The organism is Burkholderia sp. IT-111MI5 (assembly GCF_949752865.1).
Lineage (GTDB): Bacteria > Pseudomonadota > Gammaproteobacteria > Burkholderiales > Burkholderiaceae > Burkholderia > Burkholderia pyrrocinia_C.
The window spans coordinates 503059-518587 of record NZ_CATKIF010000044.1; the positions used below are offsets into that span (position 1 = coordinate 503059).

The window sequence follows — 15529 nt, forward strand, 5'->3', positions numbered from 1 at the left end:
ATGTGGGCCATGTTGGGTGTATGGCTGTGCGGCTGGCTCGTGATGCATGCCGCGCAGGCGGACACGACGACCGTCACCGACCTGGCCGGGCGGCAAGTCCGGATTCCCGCGCGCGTCGAGCGCGTGCTGCTCGGCGAGGGTCGCCTGCTGCCGGCGCTGGCGGTGGTCGACGGCGACGATCCGACGCGCCGCCTCGTCGGCATGATGGGTGATTTCGAGCAGCTCGATCCCGCGAGCTACACGCAATGGCTCGCGCGCTTCCCGCGCCTGAAGGACGTGCCGCGCATCGGACGCTCGCAGTCCGGCAGCTTCAGCGACGAGCGCGCGCTCGCGCTGCGTCCGCAGGTCGCGATCTTCGGGCTCGGCGGCGGCCACGGCCCCGGCGAGCGCGATCGCGAAACGCTCGCGCGGCTCGAGGCGGCCGGCGTCGCGATCGTGTTCGTCGACTTCCGGCACGACCCGCTCGCCAACACGCCGCGCAGCATCGCGCTGCTCGGCCAGGTGCTCGGCTCGCCGCAGCGCGCGACGGAATTCAACGCGTACTGGCAGCAGCAGCTCGATCTCGTCCGCACGCGGCTCGCGATCGCGCGCCCGGCCGCGCCGAGCGTGTTCCTCGAAAGCCGCGTCGGCCTGTCGGGCGACTGCTGCGACACGATGACCGGCATGATGGGCCACCTGCTCGACGCCGCCGGCGGCAACAACGTCGCGAAAGGCCGCGTACCCGGCGAGCACGGCACGCTGAACCCCGAATACCTGCTGAGCCGCCAGCCCGATTTCTACATCGGCACCGCGATCGGCTCGCTCCAGACGCTGCAAAGCGCGCCGCAACGCATCGCGCTCGGCGCCGGCGTGCCGCACGACGCCGCCGTCCGTTCGCTCGACCGGTCGCTGAAGCGGCCGCAGATCGCGCCACTGCGCGCGGTCCGCGAGCGGCGCGCGTATGCGATCTGGCATCACTTCTACAATTCGCCGTTCAACGTCGTCGCCGTGCAGGCGATGGCCAAGTGGCTGCATCCGGCGTTGTTCGCCGATCTCGATCCGCGCACCACGTTCGACACGATGGTGCGACGCTTCCAGCCCGTTCCGCTGCAAGGCGAATACTGGGCGCAGGAAGGGTCCTGACATGCGGATGCCCGCCTCCTCCATGCGCCGCTCCCTGCTCGTCGCCGGATTGGCCGGCCCGCTCGGCGGCCGGCTCGCGCCCGCGCGCGCCGCCGATGCGCCTGCGTGGCCCGGCCTCGACGCCGCACTGCCGGTCGTCGTGCCGAACAGCCGCCAGTTCGACGTGACGATCGCCGGCCGCACGCGGCGTCTGTTCGTCTCGCTACCGGCCGAGCGTTCAGGCTCGGCGCCCCATCCGGTGCTCACCGTGCTCGACGGCAATGCGCTGTTCCCGCTCGCCGCGCAGCTCGTCCGCAATCTCCGCGCGCGGCCCGACGGCGCGCGCGACGCCGAGGCCGTCGTGATCGGCATCGGCTATCCGGTCGACGGGCCCTACGACATGGCCGCACGCGCGGACGACTACACGCTTGCGCCGTTGCCGAACAGCCGCGGCGTCGTCGCAGACCGCTTTCTCGACTTCATCGAGCACGACGTGCAGCCGTGGCTCGCCCGCCAGTTGCCGGTCGATCCCGAGCGGCAGACGCTGTTCGGCCACTCGTACGGCGGCCTGCTGACGCTGTACGCGATGCTCACGCGCGCGCACCTGTTTCGGCGCTACGTGGCCGCGAGCCCGTCGATCTGGTGGGGCGAGCGCGCGCTGCTGCCCTATGCCGACCGGTTCGCCGCGCAAATCGCCCCGCTCGCACCACCGCTGAGCGTCCTCGTGACCGCAGGCAGCCTCGAGGAAGGCGCTCCAAGCCCCGACGCCGAACGGATGCGCCGCCAGCAGGCACGCAAGCAGGTCAGTTCCGCCCGCGACTTCGTCGCGCGCGTGGGTGGCCGCCCAGGGCTCGACGCCGCGTTCCGGCTGGTCGACGGCGAGGATCACGGCGGCGTCGTGCTGCCGAGCCTCATGCTTGCGTCACGCGTGGTTGTCGAGCCCGCGTCCGGAGCGGCCGCATGAGCACGACGACACCCGTTTCGCCTCCGTCGCTGCGACTCCGCTACCGCGCGGTCGCCGCGCGGCGTATCGGTGCGCTGGCCGCACTCGCATGCGTGCTCGTCGTGCTGCTCGTCGTCGACGTCTCGACCGGCCCGTCGTCGTTTCCGGTCGCCGACCTGGTCGGCGGCCTGTTCCGGCCCGACGGGCTGCCGCTCGAACAGCGCGTGATCCTGTGGGACGTGCGCCTGCCGTATGCGCTGATGGCCGTGCTCGTCGGTGCGTCGCTCGGGTTCGCCGGCGCCGAAATGCAGACCGTGCTGAACAACCCGCTCGCGAGCCCGTTCACGCTCGGCATGTCGGCCGCCGCGAGCGTCGGCGCGTCGCTCGTCGTGATTTCCGGCTGGCACCTCGTGCTGTGGAACGAGAACGTCGCGCTGTCGCTCGGCGCGTTCGTGTGCGCGAGCGTCGCGACGCTGCTGATCGTCTGGCTCGCGTGGCGCCACGGCGCGTCGACCGAAACCGTCGTGCTGTTCGGCATCGGCCTGATGTTCAGCTTCGAGGCCCTGCTGTGGCTGCTGCAGTTCATCGCCGACGCGAATGCGCTGCAGCAGATCGTGTTCTGGAGCATGGGCAGCCTGGTCCGCGCGACGTGGAGCAAGATCGCACTGCTGACCTGCGTGTTCGCCGCCTGCGCGCTGTGGGCAAGCGTCGACGTTGCGTCGTTGACGGCGCTGCGCGCCGGCGACGAGCAGGCGCGCAGCATGGGCATCGCGGTCGAGCGGCTGCGGCTCGTCGCGCTCGCGCGCATCAGCCTGCTGTCCGCGACGGCGCTGTCATTCGTCGGCACGATCGGCTTCGTCGGACTCGTCGGGCCGCACGTCGCGCGACTGCTGGTCGGCGACGAGCATCGCTACTACCTGCCGGGCGCGGCGCTCGCCGGCGCGATCATGCTGGCCGGCGCGTCCGTGCTCAGCAAGACGCTGATCCCCGGCGTGACACTGCCGATCGGCATCATCACCGCGCTGGTCGGCGTGCCGTTGTTCATGTTGCTCGTCAGCCGGCGCAGGAGGCTCGATGGCTGAGTCGATGCTGCATCTCGACGCGCTGTGCGTCCGCTACGGCTCCCGGGTCGTGCTCGACGGGCTGTCGCTCGCGCCGGTCGAGCCGGGCACGACGATCGGGCTGCTCGGGCCGAACGGGGTCGGCAAGTCGACGCTGCTGCGCGCGCTGGCGCGGCTCGCGTCCGCGACCGGTCGCGCGGCATTCGGCAGCCTCGACCTGCTGTGCGGGCCGAGCCGCGAACACACACGGCAGGTCGGCTATCTGCCGCAGACCTTGCCGCAACCGTCGTCGCTGCTCGTGTACGAAGCCGTGCGCAGCGCGTTGCGCGCCACCTGCGGCGGCCTGTCCGACGCGACGCGCGACCGGCGTTTGCAACAGGTGTTCACGCGGCTGCGGCTGCACCCGCTGGCGATGTCGTCGCTCGACCGGTTGTCGGGCGGCCAGCGGCAGATGGTCGGGCTCGCGCAGGTGCTCGTGCGCGACACGCCGCTGCTGCTGCTCGACGAACCGACCAGCGCGCTCGACCTGCGCTGGCAATTGCTCGCGCTGGAGGCGGTCGGCGAAGCGGCCCGCCGGCGCGGCGCGATCGTGCTGGTCGCGATGCACGACCTGAATCTCGCATCGCGTTTCTGCGACCGGCTCGTGCTGCTGAGCGCCGACGGACTCGTCGCGGACGGCGCACCGGCCGACGTGCTGACGCCGCCGAACCTGCGACGCGCGTACCGCGTCGATGCAAGGGTCGAGCGCACGGCGTCGGGCGATTATGTCGCGCTGGCGGAGCGGGCGATTCCGGACGAGCCGGCGCTTGCTTGCGACGATTGAGCGATTCAACGCTTGAGCACGGGCGGTATCGCCCGGCCGTGTTGCGCCCGCACGCTTGCGCTCGCTGACGACGCACGACCGGTCAGCCGCCGGATTGCGCTATCGTTCCGGTTCCACTCACGCGCGCGCCCTCCCCGCGATGTCCATTCACCTCAGTTTCGACGACGGCCCCGGCCCGTCGACGCCAGCCTTGCTCGACGTCCTGCGCAACGCCTCGTGCGCAGCGACTTTCTTCCTGCTCGGCAAGAACCTCGCGGGTGCGCTCGACATCGCGGCAAGAATGGCGCGTGAAGGCCATCGGCTCGGCAACCACACCCATTCGCATGCGAGACCGGGCGCGCTGGCGGACGACGAGTTGATCGCCGAAATCGATGCGACCGACGCGCTGATTCGCGACGCGTATCGCCGGGCCGGTATGCCCGCACCGGATACGATCCCGCTGCGCCTGCCTTACGGGCTGATGCCGCAGGACAATCGCGCCGGCGTACTTGCACGCCTTCAACGCGAACACACAGGCTGGACCGCAATCCTCGACGATTGGCAGCGCCCGGCGCCGTCGCCCGAGGCACTGTTCGACGCAATGCGCGCGCATGTCGCCGACAGCGCGGCACGGCATCGCGACGTGCTGTTCTGCATGCACGACGGATCGCGGCATGGCGAAGCGCGCCCCAACACGGTCGAAGCCGTGCGCCTGTTCCTGAATCGACAAAACTGACGCGGCGGCCGGCCAGCTTCAGGGCGCCGCGCCGTCCAGCAACTGCCGCCAGCCGCCGAGAAACCCGATGCCGGGCCCCGGCATCCACAGGCCGCGTTGCGCGGCTTCCAGATGGATCAGCGTCTGGTCCACGCAGAACAGCGACATCAACGCAGCGCGGTTCGCGCGCATCCAGTCCGGCGCAGCATCGGCCCGCGTCGCCGCGTAGGCTTGCAGGCCGGCGTCCCATCGCTGCGCATCGAAAACGAAGCGATCGTCCCTTCCCGCATCGCGCGACAGCGCGAACAGCGCAAAGGCCGCCTCGAGCCATTGCGCCCCCTGCCCGACATCGTCGAAATCGAGTACGCCGCTCACCGCACGCCCCACGTACAGCAGGTTGCCCGCGTGATAGTCGCCGTGCAGCCAATGCACCGGCCCCGTCAACCAGCGTGCCGCGGCGTCGAGATGCATGCCGATCCGCCGGATCATCGTGCCGTAATCGCCGCTCAACTCGCCCGGCAACGACGGCATTGCGCGCGCCGACACGCGTGCATGGCGCGCCGACAGCCACGCCAGCGGTGCCGATTCGGTCGCCGATATCGCCGCCAGCGCCGCATGCAGATGCGCGAGCGCGCGCATCGCATCGATCGCGCCCGCTTGCGCGTCGTCGGGCAAGCCGGGGCTGCCGTCGATATGCTCGAACAGATGCAGCCAGCTTCCATCGGACACCTGCACACCGGGCTGCGCATCCACGGTCGGCCGCAGTCGCGGCAGCGCGGGCAGCATCGGCGCCGTGCGCGAACGGCCGAGATCGCCGAGTATCGACGCCTCGCGATGCACCTGTTCGACCGGCTTGCCGGACCACGACACGCGCAGCACCACGCGCTCCGAATCGCACTCGACGAGGTACGTTTTGTTAGTATGGCCCGACGACAGCGCCTGCAGGCGCGCCGGCCCGAGGTTCCAGTGCCGGCGAAGCCAGGGTTCCAGCGTTTTCACGTCACTCCTACTCGTTGCATTGACCATGTCAGAGCGTCCTTCGGCCCGCATGCGGGACATCAACATCGAATGGCTGACGCGCGCTGCCGAATTCGACCATCTGTTCCAGACGCGCTGGCTCGGCGAGCGCTTCTTCCATCTGCCCGGCGACATGCTCGCGCTCCAGGAACTGATCTGGCGCGAACGCCCCGACTGCATCGTGCAGACCGGCATCGCGGCCGGCGGCGGCGTCGTGTTCTCCGCGTCGATGCTGGAATTGAACGGCGATCGCGGCCGCGTCGTCGCGATCGAGCCGCGCCTGCGCGACGAGGTCAGGCAGCGCCTGCAATCGCACCGGCTCGCCCATCGCATGGTGCTGATCGAAGGCGAATCGTGCGCGGCCGACACGCTCGCGTCGGTGCGCGCACGGATCGGCGACGGCGCGCGCGTGATGGCGATCCTCGATCTCACGCATACGCACGCGCACGTGCTGCGCGAACTCGAATGTTATGCATCGTTCGTGACGCCCGGCAGCTACGCGATCGTGATGGACACCATCATGGAATATCTGCCGGCATCGATGTTCGACGGCAAGCCGTACGGCAAAGGCAACAACCCGGCGACGGCCGTACGCGAATTTCTCGCCCGCGACGACCGGTTCGAAGTCGACGCGGACATCGAGGACCGCGTGCTCATGACGCTGTCGCCAGGCGGCTTCCTGAAGCGAGTTCGCTGATCAGGCGGGCGGCCTGCGCCGAGCCGTCGCGCGTGTAGCTCGCACGGATCCGCGCCGCGTGCTCGCGCAGCGGCCCGGGACGTAACAGGCGCTCGAGCGCATCGGTAATGTCCGCGACGCCAGCCTGCTGCAGATCCAGCACGCATCCGGCGCCGGCCCGTTCGACGAAGTGCGCCGAATGAAACTGGTCGTTGCAGAACGGCGACAGCAGCATCGGCACGCCGCATGCGAGCGACTCCATCACCGAGTTCGCGCCGCCGTGGCTGACGAACGCGTGCGTGCGCCGCAGCAGCGCGAGTTGCGGCACATAACGCACCGCGACGACACGCTCGTCACCGGCCGGCAGCAGATCCGAATCGACCAGTTCGCCCACCGACAGCACCAGTTGCGCCGACGTCGCGCGCGTCGCGTCGATGACCTTCGCGAATACATCCGGGTGGTAATAAAGCTGGCTGCCGAGCGACATGTAGACGAGCGGGCGATCCGCGTCGAGGCGTTCCCACGGGAACGGCGTCTCGTCGCCACGCGGGCCGGACGGCAACGCGGGGCCGACCAGTTCGACACCCGGCGGCGGCGCGCCGACCAGCGCATCGGTCGTGAACGCGAGCGTCAGATGCGGCGACAGGATGTCGCAACCGCGAAAGCGCGCGTCGAGACCGTAGCGCGCGAACAGGCGCGTGCGTTCCGGCGCGAGCCAGCGCACCGTGCGCAGCAGTTCCGAATCGAGATCGTCCGGCAGCACCGGATTCAGCGAATTCGACATCGAGACCCACGGCAGCCCTTCCAGCTCGGCGGCAATCGCCGCCGCATAGAGCAGCGGATCGATCACGACCACGTCGGGCCGCCATTCGCGCAGCACCGCGCGGATGCCGTCCACCTGCGCGGGCGCAAGGTCGATCAGCAGCGTGCGGATCCAGTGCCGCAGCCAGTCGGCATCGCGAATGTTCGCGGCGAAGCTCGCGCCGCGCGACAGGTCGTGGCGTTCGGGCGTCTCGCGAGGGCCGACGAACGCGAAGCCGCCCGCGCCGTCGAGCTGCGCGCTGATGTCGGCCGGCGCGTAGAACGCGACGTCGCAGCCGGCGGCACGCAGATGCTGGGCCGGGCCGATGCACGGATTGACGTGCCCTTTTTCGGGCACCACGCAGAACAGGATGCGTTTCATGAGCGGCTCAGGTTGGGCGATGCGCGGCATCGAAGTGGATGTGGTCGAGATGATCGAGGATCAGCGTCAGCGTCGCCCACAGCACGCGTTCGGTATCCGCCTGCAATGTGGGCACGGCAAGACCGAGCGTGTCGGCCAGTGCATGCGTGCGGTCGCGATCGAGTAGTGCCGTGAGGTCCATCGCCGGCGCGAGCCGCCCGCGCTTGGGGCCGTGCACGAGACGGTCCGGCAGGTTCAGGCGCGCACCGAGATCGCGCAGGCACTGCTTGTTCGGGTCGGGTTCGATGCTCGTCAGATGCGCGACGACGGCGGTGTCGACAAACGGCGGATGCAGGTCGACCGACGCCGCATCGAACAACGCATGGCACAGCGGCAGATAGTTGGCCGACCGGTCGCGGCGCAGCACCTGGTCCGCACCGTCGCCGGTGATGGCCACCTCGATGCCGTCCGCGGCCATCGCCTCGGCCAGCAGCAGCTTCGCGACCGGATGCAGGTTGAACATCGGCTCCTCGACCGCATGGGTCGTTCTCGGCAGCGCGGCCACGAAATCGGCCTCGTTCGCGCGCACGATCTTCACCGTCGCCTGCATCTGCGCGGCCAGTTCGAGTGCGGCATCGCGTTCGCAATAGTCCGGCATGTCGGTCGCGAGGATGTAGGACGTCACGTGCCGCTGCGCGCCTAGTTCGCGCAGCAACGCGAGCAGCAGCGCCGAATCGAGCCCGCCGCTCAGCGCCAGCGCGACGCGCTTGCCGCTGTCGAGCGCGCGTTGCAGCGATGCGCGCAGCACGGTTTCCAGATCGCCGCGCTGCGGCCGCTCGGGCGCCGGCTGCACCGCCAGCCCTTGCGGCGAACGGATCAGCGCATGGCCGGGCGGCACTGCCAGCACGTCGCGCAGCACGGTGCGGCCGATGGGACGCTCGCCGCTCAGATAGCCGGCGATGGCGGCCGTGTCCGGCGCGCCGGCCGGTTGCCCCGACGCATGCAGTACGGCCCGGATACCGGACGCCGACACGCCGCTGCGCGGGTGGTAGTGCAGACGATCGAAACCGAACGGGTCGCGCGTGCCGACGATCATGGATAACGAGCCTTCAAGGTGTCCACTTCAATGCGTTTGAGAATGCGATGCGGCGCCACCGGCGCGCTGCCGCCCTGGCAATGCAGGCACGCTTCCAGCGGCGCCTCGCGTTGCAGATAGGCGAGCATCGCGTCGAGCATGCCTGCGTCGTCGCGCAGCGGCAGGCCGTCGGATTGAAAATCCTTCTCGCCCTTGTACAGCGTATGAAAATGCGCGGGACGCGTACACGTGTAGAACATGCCGTCGCGAATCATATGGCAGCGCTCGCGGATCCAGCAATCGCGATAGAGGCGCTGCGCGTCGTCGCGGTCCGTGCCGGGCTGTGCGCGATTCATCGTCGTGAACACGTCCTGCACCTTCCAGTTCAGGCGCACGTCGAAACGCACCGCCTGGTGCTCGACGTGCGCGATCAGGTCGGGCGAAAGCGACGGCTTCGGGTAGCGCGAGATCGTCAGCGCATCCACCGACTGCCAGAACGCGTCCGGCATCTCGCCGAGCTTCAGGCCGTTCGTCGTGACCGAGATCACGGGCGCGATGCCCGTGGCGCGCACGCGTTCGACGAGCTCGACGAGCGCCGGGTGCAGCAGCGGTTCGCCGCCGACCAGCTTGAACATGCGCGGGCTCAAGACCTTCGCGGCCATGCGCAGATCGGCTTCGAGCGAATCGGGGCTCGCATGCCACTCGGGCAGGAGCGGCGACAGCGAGCAGCATTCCGCGCAGGTCAGGTTGCAGTGATCGACGATATGCGCTTCCAGCGAGCGCGTCCGGACGCGCCCGTCTTCGACGCGGTAATCGCGATCCAGCGGCGGCGGGAAGACATGTTGCCGTTCGCCGGATGGCAGCGGGTTCGTGGCCCGGTTCGGATTCGCATTCACTTCAGCTTCCTGCTTCCACGCAACGGGAAAAGAAATCGACGAGACGGCCGCGCGCGTCCACCATCGCGGACGCCATCGTCACCGCCCCGCTCAGGTGCGCGGCGAAACGCGCCGGATCGTCGAGCCAGCCTTGCACGACCCACAGCTTGAGCGCGTGCTGCACACACGCGGCATCGACGGCCCACGCGATGCGCGCGGGATCCACCGGCCGGACCCGCCGGTACGCGCGCACGAAGGCTTCCGCCAGGTGCGGCGCTTCCAGCGGCAGATGATTCAGGCAACGCACCAGCTCGTATTCGCGCGGCGCGCCGATCGACGCTTCCCAGTCGAGGATGAGCGGCGGCGTGCCCGCGTCCGCGAACAGGTAGTTGAACTGGTTGTAGTCGTTGTGGATCGGGTGCTGCGGATCGTCGGCGGGAAACGCTTCGACGCTGCCCGGATAGAAGCGGTCGATCATGCGCAGCGCGAGTTCGACATAGCGCCGCAGGTTCGCGGCGCCGTCGTTCGAGCGCGCGCGATCCAGCGCGTCCAGCAGGCTGCGGCGCACCGCGTCCGCGTCGATCGCGGTCAGCCGCGCGCGGATCGTGTCGAGCGACGGCAGATGAAGCCGTTCGAGGCTCAAATGCAACGCCGCCAGACTCGCGCCGAGCGCATCCCATTCGGCCGGCGAAAACGTATCGTAGGTTCTGAACTGCCCCGCTTCCCAACGCGTCACCATTGCGTGCGCGCCGGTGCCCGTCCACATCGGTTCGCCGGCCGTCGTGCGTTTCAGCGTCTGCACACGGAAGCGCGCATCGCCATGCGTCTCGAAATGCGCGAGGACGGCGGCTTCCTTGGCCGCGCGCGCATGATGCTCCGGCGCATAGAGCTTGACCGCCACGCCGCCGTCGTCGGTCGGCAGGTGCCATACGCGTTCGCCGACCTGTCGCGGCGGCCCGCTCTGGCCGAACGCGTAGGCGTCGCGGATTTCGTCGAAGGTGACGGCGTGCTGGTCCATTCAGATGTGCTCTGCCGGCCCGTGCCGATACGGATGCCCGCTCAGGAACGTGTTGTGCCCGACGTAGCGCAGCTTGTACATCGCCGGCCGGAACAGCACCGAAGGAGCGTTGTTCGCGATGCCGAGCAGCGGGTACAGGTCCTGCCGCACGAAGAATGCGTTGTTGCCCATGTCGTCGCAGCAGACGAGTTCATAACCCTTCTGCCTGCCGAGATGAACGAGCGATTCGAGGCTCGCGCCGTAATAGGTCGAGCCGTCCCATTCGTGGTCCGGATTGAAGCACATGACCCAGCGTTCGGGCGGCGTGTAGTACGGGTTGTATTCGATCACGACGATGCGCGGCTGAAATGCTTGCAGGCCGCGCCACACCCAGTAGTCGTTGCCGTCGATATCGATCGACAGCAGGTCGAAGTCGGCCGGCACGTTCGCATCGGCGAGCAACTGGTCGATCGTGTCAGGCTGGACGCGGCCGTGATGCAGACGCACGCGCTCCGCGCCCGCGTAGTGAGCGGCAAGCTTGCCGAACCGGTACGCGCTGCCTTCCATCAACACGCCCGCCCAATCCTGTTCGCGCAGCAGCCGCGCTGTGTTGCTGTTGCGCAGGCCGTCGCTCGCGCCGATATCGACACAGAAGCGATTCGTAGGCGCGATCCGCTCCATCAGCCGCGCCAGAATGCTTTCCTCGGTGCCCTGCGCGTACAGGCTTGGCGCAAGGCCGGACAGGTCGAGCGGCAGAGGATGGTCCTGCATCGAGGGGCGGCTCCGGGTCGGGATGGGGAATGGTGTTCGGAGGGTAATTTACCCGAAGTCGATTGATCGGAGGAAACTGGAATGCGCTACGCAGTATGGCTTTGCCGGCGGCGGAAATGAAAAAGCCCGCATCGACAATACTGTCGATGCGGGCCCGATGCGTTTTCGGCGGTTTCCCTCCACGCGCCGCGCTTCCTGCTGTCTAGCCGCGGCACATGAACGGAAGCCTCAGGACAATTACTCCTGCCCCTGGCTCGTCAGGAATTCCTCATAGTTACCGCCGAAGTCGAACAGCGTGCCGTCCGTGCGCACTTCGATGATCCGGTTCGCCAGCCCGCTCACGAACTCGCGGTCGTGCGACACGAAGATCAGCGTGCCTTCGAACTGCTCGAGCGCGATCTGCAGCGACTCGATCGATTCCATGTCCATGTGGTTGGTCGGCTCGTCCATCAGCAGCACGTTGTGGCGGCCGAGCATCAGCTTGCCCCAGATCATGCGGCCCTTCTCGCCGCCCGACAGCACCTTCACCGACTTCTTGATGTCGTCCGACGAGAACAGCAGGCGGCCCAGCGTGCCGCGCACCATCGTTTCGTCGTCGCCGTCCTTGCGGTACTGGTCGATCCAGTCCATCAGCGTGATGTCGTTCGGGAACTCCTCGTACGTGTCCTGCGGCATGTAGCCGACATTCGCGTTCTCGGACCACTTCACCGTACCGTGCTCGAGCTCGAGCGCGCCGAGCAGCGAACGCAGCAGCGTCGTCTTGCCCGCGCCGTTCTCGCCGATGATCGCGATCCGCTCGCCCGGCTGCACCGACAGGTTGAAGTTCTGGAAGATCGTGCGCTCGTACTTCTTCGTGATCTCTTCGGCAACCACCGCGACGTTGTGCAGCTTCTTCTCGAACTCGAAGCGGATGAACGGGTTCTGGCGCGACGACGGCTTGAATTCCTCGATCTTGATCTTGTCGATCTGCTTCGCGCGGCTCGTCGCCTGGCGGGCCTTCGACTTGTTCGCCGAGAAGCGGCGCACGAAGTCCTGCAGTTCGGCCACGCGCTCCTTCGCACGCGCGTTCGCCGCGGCCTGGCGCTCGCGCGCCTGTGCCGATGCGAGCATGTAGTCGTCGTAGTTGCCCGGCCAGACCTTCAGCGTGCCGTAGTCCATGTCGGCCATGTGCGTGCACACCGAGTTCAGGAAGTGACGATCGTGCGAGATGATGATCATCGTCGAGTTGTACTCGTTGAGCGTATGCTCGAGCCAACGGATCGAGTTGATGTCGAGGTTGTTGGTCGGCTCGTCGAGCAGCAGCACGTCGGGCTTCGAGAACAGCGCCTGCGCGAGCAGCACGCGCAGCTTCCAGCCCGGCGCGACGTCGCTCATCGTGCCGTTGTGGAACTTCTCCTCGATGCCGATGCCGAGCAGCAGCGCGCCCGCGCGCGCCTCGGCGTCGTAGCCGCCGTATTCGGCGAACTTGCCCTCGAGCTCGGCCGCGTGCATGTAGTCGTCGTCGGTGGCTTCCGGGTTCGCGTAGATCGCGTCACGCTCGGTCATCGCGGCCCACATCTCGGTGTGGCCCATCATCACGACGTCGAGCACGCGCACGTCTTCGTACGCGAACTGGTCTTGGCGCAGCTTGCCGAGACGCACGTTCGGCTCCAGCGCGACGTTGCCGGCGCTCGGCTCGAGGTCGCTGCCGAGGATCTTCATGAAGGTCGACTTGCCACAGCCGTTCGCGCCGATCAGACCATAGCGGTTGCCCTCGCCGAATTTGACCGAGATATTCTCGAACAAGGGCTTCGGCCCGAATTGCATCGTGATGTTGGCAGTAGAAAGCACGGCAGGTCCCGTTAAAGGATAAATCGACGGAAAACCGTGTATTTTAGCAGGTGTCGGAGAAACTGCCGACCATGCCGTTCCGGCCCCGCCAATCCGCCCTCCGCGCCGGGCACCCGCCGGTGCCCGCCCGCCTCACTTGCCGGCCTTCGCCGCCGCCTTCTGCGCTGCCTTCTCCTTCATCTGCCCGAACAGCTGCGAGCACGGCACGTCCTTGTTGTTGCTCGGCGCGATCAGCGGAATCAGCGCCGCGAACGGGTTGATCAGGCCGAGCCCGATCATCGCGCCGGCACGCAGCGCGAGCGCACCCGCGTCGACGCCGACGTCCGGGTTCTTGAACGTGCCCTTCGCGTACAGCGGCGAGCGCAGCGAGAAGATCCGGAAGCCCTTCGTGTGCGGATGGATCTTCAGGTCGAGCGTTTCGTCGCGCAGGCTGATCGTGCCGTCGACGTTGATCAGCGCGTCGTCGGTATCGAGCGCGAACACCTTCGGGTCGAGGATCCCGTTGGTCGCGACGAAGTCGATCGCCGCGCAATTGATGTTCACGTCGCGATTGCCGAACAGCTTCTCGTAGACGACGTTCGCGACGTTCAGCCCCGCGGCTTCCATCAGCAGGCGGCTGATGCGGCCGTCGGTGACGAGCGCCTTCACTTCTCCGGTCGACGTCGCCGCGAGCGCGGCCGGCGAGTTGCCGGTCGCCGACAGCGACGCGTCGCCGTTGATCTCGCCGAGCGCCGATTGCATCACCTTCTGCGCCGGGAACAGCTGCTTGAGCTTCAGGTGCCGCGCGGCCACCGTGAAGCGGCCCTTCAGCGGCGCGCCGCTGCCGTCGAGATGCGCGGTCGTCGCGAGCGTGCCGCCCGCGACGCCGAACTGCAGCGGTTCGAGCGACAGCACGCCGTCCTGCATCACGATGTGCGTGTACAGATTGGTGATCGGCAGGTTCGCGCTCTTGATCAGCTTGCGGCCGGTGAACTTCACGTCCGCGTCGAGCGCGCGCCAGCGGTCGGTACGGAACGTCTCGACCGGCAGCACGCGGCCCGGCGGCTGGCGTGTGGTGTCGCCGCGCTTGGCCTTGCTCGCAGCCGTGTCCGCGCCGATCACCGGCGCGAGATCGGAGAACTGCAGCAGGTTCGACACGAGTTCGCCCGACAGCTTCGGCCGCGGCTCGCGCTGCTCGTACACCAGCGTGCCGCCGAGATCGCTGCCGCCGACGCGGCCGTTGAAGTTCTCGTAGCGGAACGTGCTCGCGCGCCGCTTGAAGTTGCCGATCAGCCGCCCTTCGGTCGCATAAGGCGGCGTGTCGGGCAGCGTGATGCCGGTGAGCTGGTAGAGGTGCGACATCGACGTGCCCTGCAGCCACAGGCGCAGGTCGAGCGCCGCGAGATTCCGCGGGTCGGTCAGCGTGCCGACGATCGCGAGCCGCGTGTCGCCGGCCTTCACGTCGGCCTGCAGCGGGAACGGCCGCGACGTGTCCTCGACCGCGAGCACGCCGCCGAGCTTGCCGGTGCCGCTGATCGGCAGGTTCTTGTAGCGGCCGTCGACCTTCAGCCCGAACGCATAGGTCGGGCCGGACGGCTTCGCGGGTGCCGCGGTGCCGCTTGCACCGGATGCGGCGGACGCACCCGACGCGCTGGATGCACCTGATGCGGCGGCCGATGCCGACGACGCAGGCGCAACCGCAGACGCTGCCGCAACCGCCATGGACGACGACGATGCCCCCGCAGCCTGCGCCGCCGATGCACTCGACGCAGCTTCCGCATTCGCCTTCGCGCTCAGTTGCGCGGCGCCGTGCTTGCCGACACGCTGCGCGGACGCCGCACGCGACGTCTGCTCCTGCTCCTTCAGCACGTCGCCGAGCGGAATCGGCTGCCCGAGCGTATCGATCGCGACGGTCAGGTCGGCCTTCGTGATCGCGTCGCGATACGTGACGGTGCCCTTCGCGAAGCCGAAGCTGTCGAGCCGCACCTTCCACGGCGACGGCTGCGACGATTGCTTGAACTGAAAGGTCCACGTGTTGCGGCCGTCGGCGAGTCGCTCGAGGTCGACGGCGGGATTCACGACGTCGATCGACGGAATGACGATTTCATGCGCGAGCAACGGCAGGATCGCGAGATCGAAGTGCGCGGCATCGAGCGTGACGAACTTGGGCGCCTTCGCCCAGTCGGGGTTGCCGATCTCGAGCTGCGTGGCCGAAAAGCTCGGCCAGGGCACCCAGGCGCGCCAGCCGGTCTCGCCGTCGGGGCGACGCCAGCCGACCTTCAGGTCGCCGTTGATCGCGAACGGGCGGCCGAGCGCGGCACTCACCTGTTCGTTGACCCACGGCTTCGCGCGGTTCCAGTCGAATGTGAAGAGAAAGACGCCGGCCGCCGCGATGAGCACCGCGACGATACCGACGATCCATGCAGCCGATTTGCCGATGGCTCGGGTTAGCGTCATGGCGGTTCCGTTGTTGTTCTGAAATGTTGCCGCACCATGCCGGGCCGCTTGCGTGGACGAACGGCGCA

At 68.2% G+C, this 15529-nt stretch carries 14 protein-coding genes; 6 read left to right on the forward strand and 8 right to left on the reverse strand.

Going from position 1 to position 15529, the window contains the following annotated elements:
- The 5 genes from ACM6JT_RS26955 to ACM6JT_RS26975 all read left to right on the forward strand — a co-directional run bounded on the left by ACM6JT_RS26955 (nt 1) and on the right by ACM6JT_RS26975 (nt 4643).
- The gene (locus ACM6JT_RS26955) at nt 1-1122 is read left to right on the forward strand and encodes an ABC transporter substrate-binding protein (RefSeq protein WP_407970596.1); all 1122 of its coding nucleotides are present in this window, start codon (nt 1-3) and stop codon (nt 1120-1122) included.
- 22 nt (nt 1123-1144) lie between these two features.
- The gene (locus tag ACM6JT_RS26960) at nt 1145-2065 is read left to right on the forward strand and encodes an alpha/beta hydrolase (protein WP_414857641.1); all 921 of its coding nucleotides are present in this window, start codon (nt 1145-1147) and stop codon (nt 2063-2065) included.
- Nucleotides 2062-3126 carry a FecCD family ABC transporter permease gene (locus ACM6JT_RS26965; RefSeq protein WP_414857642.1) on the forward strand — a complete coding sequence of 355 codons (1065 nt, stop codon included), beginning with the start codon at nt 2062-2064 and terminating at the stop codon, nt 3124-3126. Before ACM6JT_RS26960 ends, ACM6JT_RS26965 begins: the two co-directional genes overlap by 4 nt.
- The gene (locus ACM6JT_RS26970; protein WP_217589533.1) at nt 3119-3928 is read left to right on the forward strand and encodes an ABC transporter ATP-binding protein; all 810 of its coding nucleotides are present in this window, start codon (nt 3119-3121) and stop codon (nt 3926-3928) included. Before ACM6JT_RS26965 ends, ACM6JT_RS26970 begins: the two co-directional genes overlap by 8 nt.
- Nucleotides 3929-4067: 139 nt before the next feature.
- Complete coding sequence (locus tag ACM6JT_RS26975) at nt 4068-4643, forward strand: polysaccharide deacetylase family protein (RefSeq protein ID WP_034181326.1); 576 nt, start codon at nt 4068-4070, stop codon at nt 4641-4643.
- 18 nt (nt 4644-4661) lie between these two features.
- On the opposite strand, the gene ACM6JT_RS26980 is transcribed toward ACM6JT_RS26975, so the two are convergent.
- Entirely contained in the window at nt 4662-5621 is a 960-nt protein-coding gene (locus ACM6JT_RS26980) for a phosphotransferase (RefSeq protein WP_407970598.1), read from the reverse strand.
- A gap of 25 nt (nt 5622-5646) precedes the next feature.
- Here ACM6JT_RS26980 and ACM6JT_RS26985 point away from each other — a divergent pair, with 25 nt between their 5' ends.
- Nucleotides 5647-6336 carry a cephalosporin hydroxylase family protein gene (locus ACM6JT_RS26985; protein ID WP_131947567.1) on the forward strand — a complete coding sequence of 230 codons (690 nt, stop codon included), beginning with the start codon at nt 5647-5649 and terminating at the stop codon, nt 6334-6336.
- Here ACM6JT_RS26985 and ACM6JT_RS26990 read toward each other — a convergent pair.
- The 7 genes from ACM6JT_RS26990 to ACM6JT_RS27020 all read right to left on the reverse strand — a co-directional run bounded on the left by ACM6JT_RS26990 (nt 6293) and on the right by ACM6JT_RS27020 (nt 15461).
- Nucleotides 6293-7498 carry a glycosyltransferase gene (locus ACM6JT_RS26990; protein WP_414857643.1) on the reverse strand — a complete coding sequence of 402 codons (1206 nt, stop codon included), beginning with the start codon at nt 7496-7498 and terminating at the stop codon, nt 6293-6295. The genes ACM6JT_RS26985 and ACM6JT_RS26990 overlap by 44 nt on opposite strands.
- A gap of 7 nt (nt 7499-7505) precedes the next feature.
- Nucleotides 7506-8573: an asparagine synthase-related protein gene (locus tag ACM6JT_RS26995; protein WP_407970600.1), complete on the reverse strand. Its 1068-nt coding sequence runs from the start codon at nt 8571-8573 to the stop codon at nt 7506-7508.
- Nucleotides 8570-9448 (reverse strand): 4Fe-4S cluster-binding domain-containing protein, encoded by an 879-nt coding sequence (locus ACM6JT_RS27000; RefSeq protein ID WP_414857644.1) that lies wholly within the window; start codon nt 9446-9448, stop codon nt 8570-8572. The genes ACM6JT_RS26995 and ACM6JT_RS27000 overlap by 4 nt, the downstream gene beginning before the upstream one ends.
- Nucleotide 9449: 1 nt before the next feature.
- Complete coding sequence (locus ACM6JT_RS27005; protein WP_407970602.1) at nt 9450-10445, reverse strand: phosphotransferase enzyme family protein; 996 nt, start codon at nt 10443-10445, stop codon at nt 9450-9452.
- Nucleotides 10446-11195 (reverse strand): FkbM family methyltransferase, encoded by a 750-nt coding sequence (locus tag ACM6JT_RS27010; protein WP_034181319.1) that lies wholly within the window; start codon nt 11193-11195, stop codon nt 10446-10448.
- Nucleotides 11196-11432: 237 nt separating this feature from the next.
- Nucleotides 11433-13025 (reverse strand): ABC-F family ATPase, encoded by a 1593-nt coding sequence (locus tag ACM6JT_RS27015; RefSeq protein ID WP_034181318.1) that lies wholly within the window; start codon nt 13023-13025, stop codon nt 11433-11435.
- A gap of 132 nt (nt 13026-13157) precedes the next feature.
- A complete protein-coding gene (locus tag ACM6JT_RS27020) occupies nt 13158-15461 on the reverse strand; it encodes an AsmA family protein (RefSeq protein ID WP_414857645.1) in 2304 nt (767 codons plus the stop codon).
- Between the last annotated feature and the right edge of the window lie 68 nt (nt 15462-15529).